Origin of the sequence: Ruegeria sp. HKCCD7559 (assembly GCF_013110575.1) — a bacterium.
Taxonomy (GTDB): domain Bacteria; phylum Pseudomonadota; class Alphaproteobacteria; order Rhodobacterales; family Rhodobacteraceae; genus Ruegeria.
In genome coordinates, this window is the sequence record NZ_WVQU01000002.1 from 275,763 (window position 1) to 293,495 (window position 17,733).

Sequence of the window (17,733 nt, forward strand, 5' to 3'; positions counted from 1 at the left end):
TTTGCCCGATTGGTTCCCTGCCTGTGGCGTGTCGATGTGCCTCAGGCAGGAACTGCTGACCGGTTCTCGCGGATCGGCAGGTGGACTATGGCGCTGAAGGCACCGATCGCGACCCCGATCCACCAAACCATGTTGTAGTCGCCATACTGGTCATACATGCGTCCGCCAAGCCAGACGCCCAGGAAGCTGCCGATCTGGTGGCTCAAGAAGATAAAGCCATAGAGCGTTCCCATATAACGCAGACCGTATAGATGCGCGACGAGCCCCGAGGTCAGCGGCACGGTGGCCAGCCAAAGCGATCCCATCACCAGCGAGAACACGATGACCGTAAGGGGTGTGATCGGGAACACGATGAACAAAGCCGCTGCAATCGTCCGGCCCGTATAAACCGCTGCCAGAAGGTATTTTTTCGGAAAGTGGTTGCCGGCCCAACCCGCCAGTAGCGTGCCGCCGATATTGGCCAGACCGATCAATGAAATCGACACCGCACCAAGTGCGGATGTAGAGGTGATCCCGATGGAATGCAGTACGCCTCCGGGCTGGATTGGTCCACACATCTCGGCCACGAAAGCCGGGAAATGCGCGGTGATGAAGCCCAGCTGGTATCCGCAGCTGAAAAAACCCAGAAATATCAGCGCATAGGAAGGGTCGCGGAACGCCTTTCCCAGAATCTCGCTCATGCTTTCTTGCATCTCTGCCTTCGAAACGGGCTGTGGTGCACGCATGAAGGGCAAGGTCAGCACAAGGGCAAGAATTGCCGCGGCAAACACGACAAAAACCTGCTGCCAGGGCAGGAAAGTCAGCAGCCATTCAGCGGTCGGCGCCCCCAGAACCTGCCCAAAGCTGCCCGCAGCAGTAACGATGGCCAGCGACATGGACCGGTTTTCATCGGTGGACGCGCGTCCGACAACCGCCAGAACCACGCCAAACCCGGTCCCGGCGATGCCGAAACCCACCAGCCACGCGTATATCTGATGCTCGAACGGTGTAACGGACCACGCCGTCAGCACCATGCCAGCCGCGTACGTGAGAGCGCCGAGGATGATGGCTCGGCGGTCGCCCACCTTTTCGGCAATCGCCGCAAAGATCGGCTGCCCGATGCCCCAGGCCAGGTTTTGAATTGCAATCGCCATCGAGAAATCGGTCCGCAGCCAGCCGAACTCATCGGCTATCGGAATCTGGAATACGCCGAACGACGCACGAACGGCGAAGCTGACCGTGATGATGATACATCCGACAATCAGAATCGGATTCAACAAGCGGGCGGATCGGGGCATGGAACCTCAGGCGTAACGTCCGAAGGACCGTATTACTTTTGGTGTCACCGTCAATTCAGCAGATTTGCGGTCACGGATAAACAAAATTGATGTGTCGCCAAAAATGGCTTCTTTTCAACGGCCGAGGCGACGGGTAAGGCTCGGATTCATGACGGATCTTATTTCGCTTTACGAGGCCCGCATCGCGGACGGAACGCTGACACGCGACGACGCGCAAGAGGCCGTTCTGCCCCAATTCGAACGCATCCGGGCGGCGCTGTCCAAGCCGGTCAAACGCGGGCTCTTCCGCAAGGCGCCTCCGCCACCCAAAGGGTTGTACCTGTGGGGCGGTGTCGGGCGTGGGAAATCCATGCTGATGGACATGTTCGTCGATACGCTGGGCAATATCCCGGCACGACGCGTGCATTTTCACGCTTTCATGCAGGAAATTCACGCCGGAATGCACAAGGCCCGGCAACAGAATGTCGAGGATGCCCTGGCACCGGTGGCGAAAGAGGTGGTCAATTCAGTTCGCTTGCTCGCGTTTGACGAAATGCAGATCACCGACATTACGGACGCAATGATTGTCGGGCGGCTGTTTGACTTGTTGCACGAAGGCGGCGTGGTCGTGGTTACCACGTCGAACAGGCATCCCGACGATCTGTACAAGGATGGGCTGAACCGGCAGCTGTTCCTGCCGTTCATCGCGCATATCAAAGAGCAGTTGCAGGTGTGGGAATTGGTGTCGCCGACGGACTATCGGCAGAACCGGTTGGAGGGTGCCCCGGTCTATTTCACTCCGATTGGCCCAGAAGCCCGGCAGAAGATCAGAGAGGTCTGGACAGATCTTGCCGGTGGACCCGCTGATCCGCTTGTGCTGCACGTCAAAGGCCGGGCCGTTGAATTGCCCGCCTTTCGCAACGGGGTCGCGCGGGCTTCATTCTATGATCTGTGTGGCCGCATGCTTGGGCCGGGTGATTATCTGGCGATCGCCGAAGAGGTAAAAGTGCTCGTGCTTGAGGACATCCCACGCCTGTCGCGCAACAATTTCAACGAGGCCAAACGTTTTGTCACCCTGATTGATGCGCTTTACGAAGCCAGGGTGCGTTTGATCTGCTTGGCTGCAGCGGAACCCGAGATGCTGTATGTCGAAGGCGAAGGAACCTTCGAATTTGAACGCACGGCATCACGCCTGCGTGAAATGCAGGATCAGGATTGGGGGCGACAGGGACACTGATCCGCCCGTATCGCCCGCGCCCCATCCAAGACAGTGTCAGCCAGATCATGAGGTTGGCACGCGCCTACGCGTTTTCTTGCAGAATTTTCCCAGCCAGATAGAGCGAGCCGCAGATCAGAACCCGCGCCTGCGGGTCATTGTCCGCAATCACTTTCAATGCGTCCGCCACGCTGTCGGCGGTGGATGCGGGAAGGTTGACCCTGGCCGCAGCCGCAGCGGTTTCTTCCGCGCTGAGCGTTGCGGTCTCACCCGGAATGGACACGGCTGTCAGACTTGTCGCTTTCTCTGCCAGAGGTGCAAGATACCCTGTCACATCCTTGGTGTTGAGCATGCCGCAGATCATGTGCGTGGGTTTTTGCGGCAGGTTCGTCAGTACATCCGCCAACGCGATTCCGGCGGCGGCGTTGTGACCACCATCCAGCCAAATCTCGGCATGCGGCGCCTGATCGACAAGCGGGCCGGATTTCAGACGCTGCATTCGCGCCGGCCATTCGGCCTTGGTCACGGCAGCTTCGTATGCGTCGTCGCCCATGTTCAGATGGCGCAGAACAGCCAACGCTGCGCCCGCATTCTGAATCTGATGTGCGCCCAGAAGGTTGGGCAGAGGCACATCCCGCAAACCGGTTTCGTCCTGATAGATCAGACGCCCGTTTTCTTCCTGCACGTGCCAGTGCTGACCATGAACCAACAAAGGCGCACCCAAGCGGGCGGCCGTGTATTCGATGACCTCAAGCGCTTCGTCCTGTTGTGGGCCGACAATGCACGGAACGCCGGGCTTGATGATGCCCGCCTTCTCCGCCGCGATCTTGCCCAAAGTATCACCCAGGAACTGTTCATGGTCGATGGATACGGGGGTAATAACCGTGACGGCCGGGTTTTCGATCACGTTTGTGGCGTCCAGGCGCCCGCCCAGCCCGACCTCGAGCAATGTGAAATCTGCCTTGGCGCGGGAAAAGGCCAACAGGGCGGCGCATGTTGTGATCTCGAAATAAGTGATGTTTTCGCCGCCATTCGCAGCGTAGCATTCATCCAGAACCGCCGTCAGTTCTGGCTCCGAGATCAGCTCTCCGGCCAATCGAATACGTTCATGAAAACGGGCCAGATGCGGCGAGGTATAGGCGTGTACCGAGCGCCCTGCCCTTTCTAGACCCGCTCTGATCATCGCCTGAGTCGAGCCTTTGCCGTTGGTCCCGGCAATATGAATGACCGGCGGCAATTTCAACTGCGGATTGTCCAATGCCGCCAGCAGACGCCAGACACGGTCCAAGGTCAGATCAATGATCTTGGGGTGCAGCGCCATCATCCGGTCGAGGATGGCGTCGGACGTCCTGGCCGTCATTTCTGATCTGTCTCTTCGGCGGGGAGTTCTGTTGCGTCGGTTGGTTCCGGTGCCGGCAGATCGCCCATGATCGCCGGCGGCAGATTCATCAGCATCCGCGTGATGGTAATCAGTTCATCGCGCATTTCGGTACGTCTGGTGACACGGTCCAGCATCCCGTGATCCAGCAGGTATTCGGCGCGTTGAAAGCCTTCGGGCAGTTTTTCGCGGATCGTCTGCTCGATCACGCGAGGCCCGGCAAAGCAGATCAGCGCGTTGGGTTCCGAGATATGGACATCGCCCAGCATCGCATAAGACGCAGTAACGCCACCGGTTGTCGGATGAGTCAGTACCACGATATACGGCAGGTTGGCTTCCTTCAGCATCTCGACTGCCACGGTGGTGCGCGGCATCTGCATCAGGCTGAGGATACCTTCCTGCATACGGGCGCCACCGGCTGCCGAGAACAGGATCAGCGGCCGTTTGAGTTTTACCGCCTCCTGCGCGGCGGCGATGATCGCGTTGCCGACATACATGCCCATCGATCCGCCCATGAACGAAAAGTCCTGCGCGGCGGCCACAATGGGGGTGCGGCCAATTTCACCCAAGGCAACCAGCATGGCTTCCTTTTCGCCGGTCTTCTTCTGCGCTGCTTTCATGCGGTCGGGGTATTTCTTCTGATCGCGGAATTGCAACGGGTCGTCTTTTGGCGCGGGCACTTCAAGTTCGGTAAAGATGCCGCCGTCAAACAAGTGCTTGAACCGCTCACGCGGTGTGATCGCCATGTGGTGGTCGCACTGTGTGCAGACATTCTGGTTTTCCGCCAGCTCGCGATGGAACAGCATCGTTCCGCATTCGTCGCATTTGTGCCAGAGGTTTTCAGGCACTTCGCGGCGTGAGAAGATCGAGTTGATCCGGGGGCGGACGTAGTTTGTGATCCAGTTCATGTCGGAACCTTGGCTTGTGCGGTGTTGACGTCAAATAGGACGCCACGGAAGGAATTGCAATCAACGCCTGAGCGCAAGTCGCGCGGCCAGCCAGCAAACGAACATCACGGCAAGGTCCACCAGAAGCCAGGGACGAAGCTGTTCGGCATCAGATGCATCAAACGGAAGGGTGAACAGCGCCAGTCCGTTCAGGTTGTCGGGCAACGAGATGAACAGCAACGCAATGATGTTGTTGAAAAAATGCAAGGCGATAGCTGGCCCCAATGTTCCCGCCCGTGCCGTTAGGTCCGATGTCAGCAGACCGAAAACGCAAGCCCACAGCGCAATCAGCAACGCGTTGTCGCCAGCCATGTCCGGTGTGTAATGTCCAATTGCAAACAGGATCGATGGTACCCCCATCCAGATGACAGGCGATTGGAATCTGGCTGCCAGGGTTTGCTGAATATAGCCTCTGAACAACAGCTCTTCGGCGCTGGTCTGCACCAGAACAACCAAGGCCGAAACCGGCAAAAGAAGAAGCCAGGTTGACAATGGCAGGTTCTGCGACAGAGATCCGCCAAAGCCATAAGGCGGCAGCAGGAACCCGACAACGCCCAAAATAAGAAGTGCTTTCAACACTTTAAGGAATTGGCCCGCAGCCAATCGGTACCCGCCCACGATGGACACCAAAGACCTGTGCTGAACCTGCCGCGCGGCGACGGCCACGCCCAGAATGATGAATCCGAAACTGGCCAACAGCAACAGCAGCGCGAGGGGTGAACCGCCCAACAGAAGCGTCTGCGCCCAGTTTTCCGGACCCATCCCGGCAACCACGGTAAAAAATACCATGTTCAGAACGCTGACCAGCACGGCAACCAGCAAGAGCCCCAGCAACAGGCGCCAGATTTCCGGTTTGCCGCGTGCGGTTTCGACCAGATGGTCATGAGCGGAGTATGCTTTAGGCATTTTCACCCGTGCTTTCCTGAATCGCCTGATCCGTAATCGTCGGGAGCAGCTCCTCGGGGTTCTGCGCCGCATTGATTCTTGTGGACAACGTAGTCAGATATCCCGCAACAGTCTGTAGCAATTGCGTAGCAACCGAAGCGTCGCTTTCGACCACGGCACGCAGTTCCTCGGCGCCGATACGCAGGAACCTGCAATCTTCGGTGGCGACCAGATCCAGTTGTCTGGGCTCTCCTGTTATGATCGAGAGATCACCGATCAGCCGCCCGGGTTCGATGATCGAGATCGGGCGTTTTTTTCCATCATCCGTGGGCCAGTCCAGCCTGGCCTGCCCTGAGACGCACAGATACGCCGCGTCGGGCGCCTGACCACGCGAGAAAATGACTTGCCCCGCTGCTGCTTCGTACCATTGCGCTGAGAACGCCAACAACCGCTGGTTGCGGCCATCCACGCCGGAAAACAACTCGGTCGCCGAAATGATTTCGAGCTTGCGGCTCAGATCGTCCGACGTGCTGTCTTCTTGCGGGGATTTGGATCGTGACACACCATCGATACGGCCATCCTTGATTTCCACAAACAGATCATACGCTTCGGGATGTGCAAAGTGATCTTCCATAAAGATCATAATGGAATCCGGCAACAATTCCCGCAGTTTCAGGCGGGTGCGCAACCGGCTTTCGGAATCGTGACTTGCCAGGGCCCTGTCCAGAATCAGGACGTCAGGCCGTTTGATACCCGCGCGTGAGAATGCGGCACGCTCCTGAAAGACGGTCGGCAGATTGTTCCCGCCCAGGCCTGCTGCCAGATCGTAGATGATGGCAGCTGCACGGCGTCGCAGGCCGGCTTCGTTCATGGCTTCGGCCACAACGTCTTCTATTTCGTCCGCGTGTGCACCGGCCATCAACGAAACCCGGCCGTAGATCGCATTTTCCATCGCGGTCAGACGTGGCACATAGATGTCCGGCGCAACTGACATGAACATGCCGCCCATCGCGTCCAGCAGCCGCTTGGCCTGACTTTTGCGGATGGCAAGAATCTTTTCCTTGTATTCTTCCGGGAAGTTTGGGCCAATCTGCTCGGCCGTCAACAGGAACGGTACTGTCAATAGCAATGCGCGCTCCTGGTCGCTTACGGCCATATCACCCTTGGCTTTGCGCCGTTCTTCGATATCCAGCAATTTGTGATACATGTCCTTGGACATGCCAAGCCTCAGGAAAAGCGGGTGATCCGCCCCGTCCCGCCCGAAGGTCTTGCTGAGCGTGTCCATGACGGCCTGAGAAATGCTGATCACGTCGTCAACCAGATCATGGGCGCTGAGCATCTGAACGAACCGTTCGTCACCCGCCAGTATATCCGGAGAAATGTCCTTGGATGGCGCCGCGAACAACAAGTTTCCGCCCAGCGGAACTGCCGGGTTAAAGCGATCAGGGTCGAAACGGTACACATATCGATCAAGCCCCTTTTCTGCCAGGCGCTCGGCGATGGTCCCTCGTAAATTGACAACTTCCTGTGCCAGGACCGGGTGAATTTCCGGGTCGAACTGCGTACGCAAAGTGCGGCGGAACATGAACTCGTCGATGCCCATCGCTTCCACCAGCTGGAACCACCAGTCACGTATGTCGTCGATATCGTCAAGACCGGCGAGACCCGGGTCAATCCATTCATCGTCCAGAGAATCCGGTGAATTGCCTGCACGAACAGCTTCGATCTGCCACCGCGTCGGGGCCTTGAGCATATCTGCTTGATGTCGTGGATGCGTGCGCAAAGGCATCATGAGGTTGTCGCCCAATGTCCCGTCAAACAGGTAAGGGCGCGAATAGGCATAGCCGATCCGTGCCGCGATGACGGCCTGATGCAGACCCCGCAGATTATGCCCGGCTATTATCACCTCACCCTGAGCCGGCAACACCTCACGAGTCAAAAGCTGTCCCAACGCACTGCGTTCCGACGCCTGTCCAGACTGAATTGCGACGCGCGCGCCACGCGGAATGGTCAGATCAAGATCTTCGAGAACGGTTTTCCCATCGCTGTCGCGAACCGTCACATTTCGCAGCTCGATGTCGCCAGTCAGACGCGGGATGGTTTCAGGTTCTCCCTCGAACAGCTCTTCCGGTATCATGTTGTCAGGCGCAAATCTTTCGGTGACGATTTCCCACCGCAAAGACATGTCCTGTACCTGATTGTAATAGGTCAGCAGATCCTTCCATGGGCCGCTCAGATCCTTATAGGCGCCCAACGCGGCAACCAGCGCACCTACGGTCACCTCACCGGTAATCGCCAGATATCCTCCCACTGAATAAAACAGGAAGGGTGTCATCTGAGTTATCAGGTTGTTGAGGAACTTCATGAAGAATTTTTTGTTGTAGATCTTGAAACGGATCTCGAACAGTTTCCCTAGCCGATGGCTGAATTGCGCAAGGCGATAGCGCCACCCTCCGTTGGTACGCAGATCGCTGATACCTGCCGCAGTTTCGCCGATCTCCGAGCTCAGACGTCGGACTTCCTGAATGCGGTCCTTGTTTAGAAGGTTGATCTGCCGCTGAAGCTTGGGGATCAGCCAGGCCTGAAGCGGGATCAGCGCGATACTGGCAAGTCCGAACCAAACGCTTTGCATGAACAGGAAGGTGACGATCGTCATCATCTGGCCGAACTGGAAAACCGGCTGCGCGATGGCATCCCCCATCAGGCCACCCATCGGTTCGGCCTCGGACGTGATCATCGATACTAGCTCACCCTGGCTGGTGGTCGCAAAATAGGATTTCGGAAACCGCATCGACCGTTGAAACAACGTATAGCGCAGGCGCCGCAGCATGCGCTCGGCAAGGACGCCCTTCATCGTGTTGATGCGCATCTTCATGACACCGCTCACGATCACCGTCGCCAGGAACGCAACACACAGTATCATTAGATACTGAACCTGCGTCACGGTGAAGCTCCAGATGGTTACCGTGTCACCCGGCGCGCCGATTGCGTCGTTGATGATCTGTTTGGGAAGTTCCAGCGAGGCGTAAAGAAACGGGAACGACAGGACCGTCAGCAGAAGTAGAACAAGTTGCTGTTTCTTCGAATATTTCCAAATGAAGGCAAATAAAGTGGACTCCATAACCTGGCCTTGTCATGCGCTAAACTGTTGTGTGGCTGTTCTTGGGATGACCCACTTTGCAGGAGCCAAACGGTAAGCACTGACCCGGTACATTGCAAGAATAGACCGGTTCAGTTTCAGCATGTTGCGCCTATCCAAATTGTGGTCAGACCCCAACAGGAAAACACAAGGCTTCAATAGCAATTCCGTTATTACGGTTTTGTTCATGCCGTTGTCCTTGACTAAGGCCGGGCATTATCGGACGACGTGGCCATGGGCAGGATTCTGGATCGCTATATTCATCGCAAGACTCTGGGGCGCTGGCGTCGGGCCGCGCATCAGGCGCCTTATGCCAGCCAGGCAGATTTGCGCTTGCAACGGGATCAGGCCCGCAGTTTGCGCAGGCATCTTGATCATTTAATTCTGCAGGCAGACAGTCGCTTGATCCGGCCGACGATTGGGTCCACACAGTTTCCCAAACCCGTCGGAACAGACTGGAGCTGCCGTCCCGACCTATGGCGTGCGCCCCTCACGCAACCGGGTGTGGCTTCGGCACCGCGAAAGACCGTCCTGGACAGTCAGGTCAGCGTGTTCCACGATTGCCCGTTTTCTGAAATTGCCGTGCGGCAAGTCCGAAACAGAGAGGACAGAGATTTGGCTCCGTTCAGTCTCGTGATCGAGGCTTTCAGCTTTGGGGGGTCCTTCCTGTCCGTTTCGGTTGAATTGCCTGAGGACGCTGCAATTCACCTGACGCGCGAGCATCTTGTGAGGCTGGAAACCCTGATCGAGTGTGAAAAGCCATCGGGCGTTTTCGCGCGCCTCAACATTCAGCACGGGCCCAATATGGAACAGGTGTTGCGACGCCTTGATCCCGGCGAGGTATCAAAGGCCGTGGATTTTGATCTGGCGCATCTCCCCCTGAATGAGCGCAGGATCGAAAAAATCTGGCTGGATTTGATTTTTGAAACGCCCGAGATGAATCGCATGGTGGTGCGGGATCTTACGTTTTGCCGTTTTCATCGCGCCGATTTGTGAGAAGATCAGTCATGACGCAGACCAAGCTAACCTTCATACGGTTCGAAAACGGAATCTGGCAAGGCCACATTCAAGCCAGCAGTACGCCTAACCCCGAGGTAAGCTATCAGGGCGAAACCCTGAGCAATGTTGACCTGTCGCCCGCAGCAGACGGATGGGACTTGCGCATACAGGTGCCTGTTGCAGCCCTATCCGAAGGCGTGCACACGTTCGTCGTTGCAGATGCAGCCACAACCGAGAAACTGGGAAGCTTCACGGTGATTGCCGGTGAGCCCGCCGCAGATGACCTAAGGGCCGAAATCGATTTGCTGCGGGCTGAACTGGATATGCTGAAACGCGCTTTCCGCCGGATCTGCCGCGACGACCCTTGATCCGTTCCGGCTGGTTTTCCTGTCAATCTTGCCGGATTCGTGCATCATTGGCGTTTTCAGAACGGATCGCGCCTTATCATGGATCGCAGCAGCATAGTCAAAGTCATCGCTTTGATGGTTACCGGATTTGGTATCGGTATTGATTTTACCGGCGCCCTGATGCTGGTGCCTGCGATCGAAAGCAGCTTTGACGCCGATATTACCAGCACCCAATGGGTTCTGAACATCTATGCCTTGTTTTTCGCCATGACCATGGTCGCAGGCGGGCGGCTTGGCGACATGTATGGCCACCGCAGAATGATGCTTTTTGGCCTGTCGATCTTTCTGTTTTCCTCGGTCATGTGCTTCGTTTCGCCCAGTCTTGATTTTCTTGTCATTGCGCGTACGCTGCAAGGCATCGGCGCGGGTTGTGTATGGCCCTGCACGCTGGCCTTCGGGGCAACCAAAGTATCAAAGCCAGAACATCGAGCCTTGGTGATGGGGCTAATTCTGGCAGGTGTGACCACCGGAAACGTGTTTGGTCCGATGATCAGCGGATTGGCCGTGAACTTGGGAGAGTGGCGCTACTTTTTCCTTGCCAATGTCGTTTTTTCCTGCATTTCGATGGCCACCGCGCTGATCCTGATGGAGCGCGAAACACAGCACAAACCGGATGAACACCTCGACTTCGCCGGGATGGGTGTGTTGTCTTTTGCCGTTTTGCTGCTGCTTTACGGTTTGGATGTGGGCGCGGACTGGGGGTGGACGTCCGTCCCGTTGTTGATGCTGTTTTTCACCAGCGCTGCGCTTTTCATTCTGTTCCCCAAAGTCGAGAAACGCGTGACAGAGCCACTGCTTTTGCCGCAGATGATGCAAAACCGCGAGTTTCGCATCACCCTTGGCCTGAACATGTTCAACGTGTCCGCGGCATTTGTGGGGCTGCTGTATTTTCCCCAATACATGCAAAAGGTGCTGGGCTGGTCGACGTTTGAATCGGCACTGGGCTTGGCGCCGCTGACCGTGTTGCTTGCCGTGGGATCAATTGTTTCGGGTACGCTTTACAATGATTTCGGCCCCAAGCGGCTGCTGTTTTGGGGATATCTGATCGCAACGATCGGCGCTGCGACCATTGTCGTGCTGCCCGGTGATCTGGGGTACTTTCGCATCCTGCCCGGCATGGCGATGATCGGGCTGGGCGCAACTTTGACGGTTGGGCCGTCAGGCACTGCTGCAATGTGCGCCGTAAAGCCGGAACGGGCTGGGCTGGTTGGCGGCCTGAGTTTCATGACCCACCTGGTTTACGGCGCAATCTCTGTCGCCTGTGCCACGGCCATCATGTACGTCGTCAGCCTGTCTGAGCTTCGCCAGTATGTGGCCGCTTCGGGCATCAAGTTGACCGAAGCAGAGCTTCGCACGATCAATGGCGGAACACTTGATACGCCGTCCGCCCACGCGGTAATAAGCCGGTTGTCATCCAGCGAGGCAGAGACGGTTCAACGGGCATTGTCGGCGGCGTTTGACAGCGGGATGAGTATGGCTTTCGTCTTTTCGGCCTTGTCCGTCTCGGTCGGTCTCGTTCTGGCGCTGCTTCTCGACGAAAAGAAACTGCACCGGATCGAAAGCTGAAGTCGGGAGCCAAGGGCTGCGACACCCGCAGCCCTTACCGTTTTACTGTGACGGCCCGTTGGGGTTGAAGGCCGATAGTCCCTTCAGGATATCGATGGCATAGGCCAGCTGGTAATCCTCTTCCCTCAGCTCTGCGGTTGCCTCGGCCTTGGCGCGATCTTCTTCTATCTGGCGGATCTCATCTTCGCTCAGGCTGTCATTGTTGAGGCTGCCGCGCAGATCGGCCTCGGAGCGCGAACGGGCGTTGGTTTCTTCCTCTTCCGGTTCTGGCGCCGGACGGGGTTGTTCCACGATAATATCAGGGCTGACACCCAGAGCCTGAATCGACCGCCCCGATGGGGTGTAATACCGGGACGTGGTCAGGCGCATCGCACCATCACCCCGCAGCGGCATCACCGTCTGAACCGACCCTTTGCCGAAGCTTTTGGTGCCGACGACGATGGCCCGGCGATGATCCTGTAGCGCGCCCGCGACGATTTCAGATGCCGAGGCCGAACCACCATTGATCAACACGACAATGGGTTTGCCTTCCGCCAGATCGCCGGGGGTGGCATTGAAACGCTCACCCTCTTCCGGGTCCCGTCCACGGGTCGAGACGATTTCCCCTTCGTTCAGGAACGCATCCGAAACTTTGATGGCCTGTGTCAACAGACCGCCCGGGTTGTTGCGCAGGTCCAGTACGACACCATTGACCTTGTCGATACCACCAGCTTCTTCGATCTGTTCCTTCAACCCTTCCTGTAGGTTGGGGAAAGTCTGATCATTAAAGGTCGTTACCCGCAGCACGACACTTGTGCCCTCGGTGCGGGCGCGAACGGCGGTCAGCTTGATCGTGTCACGGATAATGGTGACATCGAAGGGATCAGGTTCGCCTTCGCGCACGACGGTAATAACAATCTCGGAGCCGACCGGCCCCCGCATCAGATCCACCGCCTTGTCCAGCGTCAGGCCCAGAATGCTTTCGCCATCCACATGTGTGATGAAATCTCCGGCTTCGATCCCGGCCTCGTCAGCGGGTGTGTCGTCGATGGGAGACACGACTTTGACAAAACCGTCTTCCTGCGTGACCTCAATACCCAGTCCACCGAACTCGCCCCGGGTCTGCACGCGCATCTGTTCGGCATCATCGGGCGAAAGATAACTGGAATGCGGATCAAGAGAGGTCAGCATACCATCGATTGCTGCCTCGATAAGTTCTTCAGGCTCGACCTCTTCGACATATTGCGCACGGATGCGTTCGAAAATGTCACCGAACAGGTCAAGCTGTTCATAGACGCTGGCCTTGTTCACAGCCTCTTGCGCCAGCAGTGGGCCTGCGATCTGCGTAGTCGCAAGAATACCTGCCACAGTTCCGGCCAAACCGGCCATCACAAATTTCTTCATACTCGTTTATCCATCCTTGTCGGTCCGAAACCAAGTTTCCGGGTCCACCGGGGTGTTGTCTTCTCTTACCTCTATATAGAGCGTTTCTGGACGATCAGTTCCAGTGCCATCACCGCTTGTTGACAATATTGCGCCGATTTCCGGCGTTTCACCCGGCATCAGGCCGACCGGAGTGCCTTTGGGGATCACCTGCCCGGGTTGACCATAGACCTCTTGCAAGCCCGAAAACACGAACAACAGGCCCGGTTGCGGCTCCAGAATGACAAGGTTTCCCAAATCCAGCAGTGGCCCGCGATAACGGATCGTGGCCGCAGTGGGGGATGTTACAAGCGCACGGGAACGGGTGCCGATGACTAGACCAGCGCGGGCGACCCCTGCGGCGTCCGGTTCACCGGCCTTGTGCAGCAGAATGCCCTGCACCGGCAAGGGAATCTGTCCTTTCTGATCCAGGATGCTTGCGTCGGTTTCAATGATCTCGCCTTCTGAAATCTCTGACAGACCGCTTGCAAAACCATCCAGAGTCTCGGTCGAAGAAATCAGAATGGCCGTGCGCACCGGGTCTTCGACAAACCGACGCGGCAAATCAGTGCGGTCGGCAATCGCTTCGCTCAACCGCGTGCGGGCGTCCTGCACACCGCGCAGCCCTTCGGTCAAAGTTTCCGAGGCGCTTTGTTGCAGCAGACGCAGGGTCTGAACCTCTTGCAGGTCCTGTGCCAGCGCTTGCGCTTTTGCATTAAGACCAGGCGTGACCTCGGACAGCATCATTCCGGCCCGCGCCGCGCCCAACGGGCCTGACGGGTGCAGCATCAGCACTGGCGGCGCGGTCGTTTCGATGGTCTGCAAGATGCCAAGCAACTGCCTGACGTCCTTTTCACGCGCGCTCAATTGCGCGCTCAGTTGCGCTTCGCGTGTTGCAGCCTTGCGCAGACCGGTCCGCATCGCGCTCAGCCCGGCCTCATAGGCTTGTATCGTTTTGGTCAGCGCCCGCACCCGATCCCTTGCGCCGTCTGCTTCGCTCAGCGAGATCGACGCTTGTTCCAGCATCCTTGCCGCATCCAGTGCTGCCCGAGAAGCGTCGGTCTGGGCAAAGGCCTGACAAGCTGAAAGCAGCACAATCGCTAGGGCGGCCAGCCTCATGACAGCAGGCTTTCTCCGGTCATTTCCGGCGGTTTGGGCAGGTTCATCAAATCAAGCAGGGTCGGCGCCAGATCAGATAACCGCCCCTGACGCACCTGCGCGCCCTCTGGCCCTCCGACCAAAGCTATGGGCACCGGGTTCAGCGTGTGTGCCGTATGCGGACCGCCGGTTTCCGGATCAACCATCACTTCACAGTTACCGTGATCGGCGGTGACGATCATTGCTCCACCTGCTTTTTCCAAGGCAGCAACGACCTGAGTCAACCCCGCATCAACGGCCTCGCATGCCTTGATCGCAGCTTGAAGGTCGCCGGTATGCCCGACCATATCTGGGTTGGCGTAATTGGTTACGATCAGGTCGTAACCTTGTTCGATCGCCTCGACAAACTTGGCTGTGACCTCAGCCGAGGACATCTCGGGTTGCAAATCATAGGTCGCAACCTTGGGTGATTTGGGCATATAGCGATCTTCACCTTTTTCAGGGGTCTCCTTGCCCCCGTTCAGGAAAAAAGTGACATGGGGGTATTTTTCGGTTTCAGCTAGCCGGAACTGACGCAACCCCTGTTTGGCGACCCATTCCCCGAGCGTGTTCACAATCGCCCGTTTCGGAAAAACCGCGGTCATATATGCGTTGTGAGCGTCGGAATACTCTACCATGCCCAGCAGCGCCGACAGTTTCGGCCGCGGCCCGGTTTCGAACTCGGCAAAGCCCGGTTCACCAATCGCGCGCAGGATTTCACGAGCACGATCTGCGCGGAAATTTAGACAGAAAAAACCATCGCCGTCGGTGACGCCCTTGTAACCTTGCAACACGGTCGGCGTAATGAATTCGTCAGATTCATACTGGTTGTAGGCATGGTCCACGGCGCCATGTGCGGTGTCGGCCGCCCTGCCCTTGCCGTTGATCATCGCGTCATAAGCTTCTGCGATCCGTTCCCAGCGATTGTCGCGATCCATGGCGAAATAGCGACCGCTTACCGTGACGACACGTGCCCCCTCGGGCAGCCGTTCTTCCAACTGGGAAAAATAGGTCAGCGCAGATTTGGGGGCCACGTCGCGCCCATCCGTGACCGCATGCAGGGCGACCGGAACACCGGCATCCGTAATGGCCTTGGTTGCAGCGATGATGTGGTTCAGGTGCCCGTGAACACCACCATCCGAGACCAACCCCATGAGATGAGCCGTCCCCCCTGAGGATTTGACCTTGGAAATGAATGCCTGCAATGCCTCATTTCCAAAGAACGAACCGTCTTCGATGGCCAGGTCGATCTGCCCCAAATCCATGGCCACAACACGGCCCGCACCTATATTAGTATGACCGACTTCGGAGTTACCCATCTGCCCACTGGGCAGACCTACGTCCGGGCCATGCGTTGTCAGCGTGGCGTGCGGGCATTTGGCCATGATCGCGTCAAAGGTCGGCGTGTTCGCCAGATAGGGCGCATTCGCCTGTGTGTCGTCTGACACGCCCCACCCATCAAGAATGCACAGAACAACGGGTTTGGGGGTTGGCATTGAAATTCTCCGATTACTGCTCTTGGGTCTTCTTCTAGCGTCTGGTCGGCAAGGGGTGAACCATCTTTGCGGCAAATTACGCAGAATTAATCAAACGGCCTGGCGGCTTCGGCCCATCGCTGGAGGACATTGAGCCGCTGCATTTTTTCGACCTAAAGCCATCATGGTTTTATCGGTGACAACCCGGACGAGACTAATCTTTGAGGTAACGCGTGTATGGCTTCGCCTTGCGGTTGCGATACTTGACCGTCAGTTCCAGCGGCGTGTCGTTTTCGTCGTAGATGCCGATCATGATGCCTGTGCCCCCGCTTCGGGTTCGCATATCGATCAACTGCTGTTCGGACCGGGTGGTGCGCTGTGACGGGCGCCGCGCCCAGGCAAACAGGTGATCGTACATTTGCGCGATGACGTCCGAATGGTCCGCGCTGTCACCCAGATCCACCAGTTCATCGGGGTCGTTTTCCAGATCGAACAGGATCGGCCTGTACCCGCCTTCGCAATGGATGAGCTTCCACTTTTCATTCGCGACCATGAACATCACCGCGTCACGAACAGATGCGTTCAGCCGCTGCGCAATGGGAGAGGCGGAATAGTCATACTCGCAGATCGCGACCTGTCGGGGCGTTTTGTCGGACTGACCATGCAGGATCGGCAGCAGAGAATGCCCTTCGAGAATATGCCCGGCCTTTTCGCCGCCTGCCAGTTCCAGAAACGTTGGCACCAGATCGATCGACTCGACCAGCGCGTCGCAGGTGGTGCCGCGCGTGACGTCCGCTTCGGGTGATGGGTCATAAATGATCAGCGGCATTTTGGTTGAGGCATCGTGGAAAAAGGTCTTTTCACCCATCCAGTGGTCGCCCAGAAAATCACCGTGATCTGAGGTCAGCACGATCATCGTGTCGTCCATCCGCCCGGTTTTCTCCATCCAGTCAAACAGGCGACCCATCTGGTCATCCGCTTGTTTGATCAGCCCCATGTAAGCTGGGATCACCGCCTCGCGGACATCCTTTCGTGAAAATGCCTGCCCGACCTTGGTGTCCATGAAGGCCTTCAGGACGGGGTGGGCATTCTTTCGCTCAGTTTCCGAGCGGACCACGGGCACGACATGTTCAGGCCCGTACATCGAAGCGTAAGGTTCCGGCACGATGTAAGGCCAGTGAGGCTTGATGTAGCTGAGATGACAGCACCATGGTCCGTCATGGCTGTTCATGAACTCGATTCCACGGGTGGTCAGATATGGTGTTTCACTGTCCTCTTCCGCGATATTTGCAGATTCGGATGAATTCTTCAGGAACCACCCTGACAGCACGTTGCCATCGGCATCCAGACCGGAATTGGCAAAATCATGCCACGGATTGTCGCTCTCGTACCCCTTGTCTGCTAGGTAATGGTTGTATTTCTTTGCCCCGTCCGGGTCATAGAACCCGTCCGGACCCTCTGCGCGCAACCCGTCATCGCGTTCGAACACGTCAAACCCGCATTCCGCGACGCGGGCCCCGATGATGCTGTCGGGCTCCAACCCAAGACGGGCCATCCCCTCGGCATCGGCGGCCATATGTGTCTTGCCGACCAGCCAGCAGTCCATTCCCGCCTTGCGCAGGTGGTCGCCCAACGTGATCTCACCCACTTTGAGGGGAATGTTGTTCCATGAAGCCCCATGGGAATGCACATAGCGCCCGGTATAGGTCGACATACGGGAACTGCCGCAAATCGGCGATTGGATATAGGCCCGGTCAAAGCGGACACCGCGCGCGGCCAGACGATCGATATTCGGAGTATGCAGATGTGGGTGCCCGTAACAGCTCAGATAATCCCAGCGCAGCTGGTCGAACATGATGAACAGGATATTCTTTGCCTTGGCCAACGCGGCGCCTCCCCGAAAGTCATGGGAACCTAGTTAGCCACT

13 protein-coding genes are annotated in these 17,733 nt (G+C 57.4%); 4 read left to right on the forward strand and 9 right to left on the reverse strand.

The window, feature by feature from the left end:
- Positions 1 to 41 precede the first annotated feature (41 nt).
- Entirely contained in the window at positions 42 to 1,277 is a 1,236-nt protein-coding gene (locus tag GS605_RS09440; RefSeq protein WP_171723820.1) for an MFS transporter, read from the reverse strand.
- A gap of 148 nt (positions 1,278 to 1,425) precedes the next feature.
- Between GS605_RS09440 and zapE the strand changes: the two genes are divergently transcribed.
- Positions 1,426 to 2,493: a cell division protein ZapE gene (zapE, locus tag GS605_RS09445; RefSeq protein ID WP_171723821.1), complete on the forward strand. Its 1,068-nt coding sequence runs from the start codon at positions 1,426 to 1,428 to the stop codon at positions 2,491 to 2,493.
- Between the two features lie 64 nt (positions 2,494 to 2,557).
- Here the strand turns inward: zapE and GS605_RS09450 are convergent, their stop codons facing one another.
- The 4 genes from GS605_RS09450 to GS605_RS09465 are packed head-to-tail and all read right to left on the reverse strand — an operon-like array spanning position 2,558 to position 8,803.
- The gene (locus GS605_RS09450; RefSeq protein WP_171636209.1) at positions 2,558 to 3,832 is read right to left on the reverse strand and encodes a folylpolyglutamate synthase/dihydrofolate synthase family protein; all 1,275 of its coding nucleotides are present in this window, start codon (positions 3,830 to 3,832) and stop codon (positions 2,558 to 2,560) included.
- On the reverse strand, positions 3,829 to 4,758 hold the full coding sequence (gene accD / locus GS605_RS09455; RefSeq protein ID WP_171636211.1) for an acetyl-CoA carboxylase, carboxyltransferase subunit beta: 930 nt from the start codon (positions 4,756 to 4,758) through the stop codon (positions 3,829 to 3,831). Before accD ends, GS605_RS09450 begins: the two co-directional genes overlap by 4 nt.
- Before the next feature lie 60 nt (positions 4,759 to 4,818).
- Entirely contained in the window at positions 4,819 to 5,703 is an 885-nt protein-coding gene (locus GS605_RS09460) for a CPBP family intramembrane glutamic endopeptidase (RefSeq protein ID WP_171723943.1), read from the reverse strand.
- On the reverse strand, positions 5,696 to 8,803 hold the full coding sequence (locus tag GS605_RS09465; RefSeq protein ID WP_171723822.1) for an ABC transporter transmembrane domain-containing protein: 3,108 nt from the start codon (positions 8,801 to 8,803) through the stop codon (positions 5,696 to 5,698). Before GS605_RS09465 ends, GS605_RS09460 begins: the two co-directional genes overlap by 8 nt.
- Positions 8,804 to 9,055: 252 nt before the next feature.
- Here GS605_RS09465 and GS605_RS09470 point away from each other — a divergent pair, with 252 nt between their 5' ends.
- The 3 genes from GS605_RS09470 (at position 9,056) to GS605_RS09480 (ending at position 11,793) form a co-directional block, all read left to right on the forward strand.
- Positions 9,056 to 9,817, forward strand: a complete 762-nt coding sequence (locus GS605_RS09470) for a DUF6478 family protein (protein WP_171723823.1) — start codon at positions 9,056 to 9,058, stop codon at positions 9,815 to 9,817.
- An 11-nt stretch (positions 9,818 to 9,828) separates the two neighbouring features.
- Positions 9,829 to 10,188 carry a hypothetical protein gene (locus GS605_RS09475; RefSeq protein ID WP_171636217.1) on the forward strand — a complete coding sequence of 120 codons (360 nt, stop codon included), beginning with the start codon at positions 9,829 to 9,831 and terminating at the stop codon, positions 10,186 to 10,188.
- 78 nt (positions 10,189 to 10,266) lie between these two features.
- Positions 10,267 to 11,793, forward strand: coding sequence for an MFS transporter (locus GS605_RS09480; RefSeq protein ID WP_171723824.1), 1,527 nt, complete (start codon positions 10,267 to 10,269; stop codon positions 11,791 to 11,793).
- 42 nt (positions 11,794 to 11,835) lie between these two features.
- Here GS605_RS09480 and GS605_RS09485 read toward each other — a convergent pair whose 3' ends face one another.
- From GS605_RS09485 to GS605_RS09500, 4 genes are all read right to left on the reverse strand, one after another.
- The gene (locus GS605_RS09485) at positions 11,836 to 13,176 is read right to left on the reverse strand and encodes a S41 family peptidase (RefSeq protein WP_171119151.1); all 1,341 of its coding nucleotides are present in this window, start codon (positions 13,174 to 13,176) and stop codon (positions 11,836 to 11,838) included.
- 6 nt (positions 13,177 to 13,182) lie between these two features.
- A complete protein-coding gene (locus GS605_RS09490; protein WP_171636221.1) occupies positions 13,183 to 14,313 on the reverse strand; it encodes a murein hydrolase activator EnvC in 1,131 nt (376 codons plus the stop codon).
- Positions 14,310 to 15,827, reverse strand: a complete 1,518-nt coding sequence (gene gpmI, locus GS605_RS09495) for a 2,3-bisphosphoglycerate-independent phosphoglycerate mutase (protein WP_171723825.1) — start codon at positions 15,825 to 15,827, stop codon at positions 14,310 to 14,312. Before gpmI ends, GS605_RS09490 begins: the two co-directional genes overlap by 4 nt.
- Before the next feature lie 193 nt (positions 15,828 to 16,020).
- Entirely contained in the window at positions 16,021 to 17,691 is a 1,671-nt protein-coding gene (locus tag GS605_RS09500; RefSeq protein ID WP_171723826.1) for a sulfatase-like hydrolase/transferase, read from the reverse strand.
- Positions 17,692 to 17,733: the final 42 nt, after the last annotated feature.

Excerpts from the sequence above, each read along its gene's own strand:
- GS605_RS09480 (WP_171723824.1), top strand. The coding sequence starts at position 10,267 with ATGGATCGCAGCAGCATAGTCAAAGTCATCGCTTTGATGGTTACCGGA.
- zapE (WP_171723821.1), top strand. The coding sequence starts at position 1,426 with ATGACGGATCTTATTTCGCTTTACGAGGCCCGCATCGCGGACGGAACG.
- GS605_RS09460 (WP_171723943.1), bottom strand. The coding sequence starts at position 5,703 with ATGCCTAAAGCATACTCCGCTCATGACCATCTGGTCGAAACCGCACGC.
- accD (WP_171636211.1), bottom strand. The coding sequence starts at position 4,758 with ATGAACTGGATCACAAACTACGTCCGCCCCCGGATCAACTCGATCTTC.
- GS605_RS09490 (WP_171636221.1), bottom strand. The coding sequence starts at position 14,313 with ATGAGGCTGGCCGCCCTAGCGATTGTGCTGCTTTCAGCTTGTCAGGCC.
- GS605_RS09475 (WP_171636217.1), top strand. The coding sequence starts at position 9,829 with ATGACGCAGACCAAGCTAACCTTCATACGGTTCGAAAACGGAATCTGG.
- GS605_RS09450 (WP_171636209.1), bottom strand. The coding sequence starts at position 3,832 with ATGACGGCCAGGACGTCCGACGCCATCCTCGACCGGATGATGGCGCTG.
- GS605_RS09440 (WP_171723820.1), bottom strand. The coding sequence starts at position 1,277 with ATGCCCCGATCCGCCCGCTTGTTGAATCCGATTCTGATTGTCGGATGT.
- gpmI (WP_171723825.1), bottom strand. The coding sequence starts at position 15,827 with ATGCCAACCCCCAAACCCGTTGTTCTGTGCATTCTTGATGGGTGGGGC.
- GS605_RS09470 (WP_171723823.1), top strand. The coding sequence starts at position 9,056 with ATGGGCAGGATTCTGGATCGCTATATTCATCGCAAGACTCTGGGGCGC.
- GS605_RS09485 (WP_171119151.1), bottom strand. The coding sequence starts at position 13,176 with ATGAAGAAATTTGTGATGGCCGGTTTGGCCGGAACTGTGGCAGGTATT.
- GS605_RS09465 (WP_171723822.1), bottom strand. The coding sequence starts at position 8,803 with ATGGAGTCCACTTTATTTGCCTTCATTTGGAAATATTCGAAGAAACAG.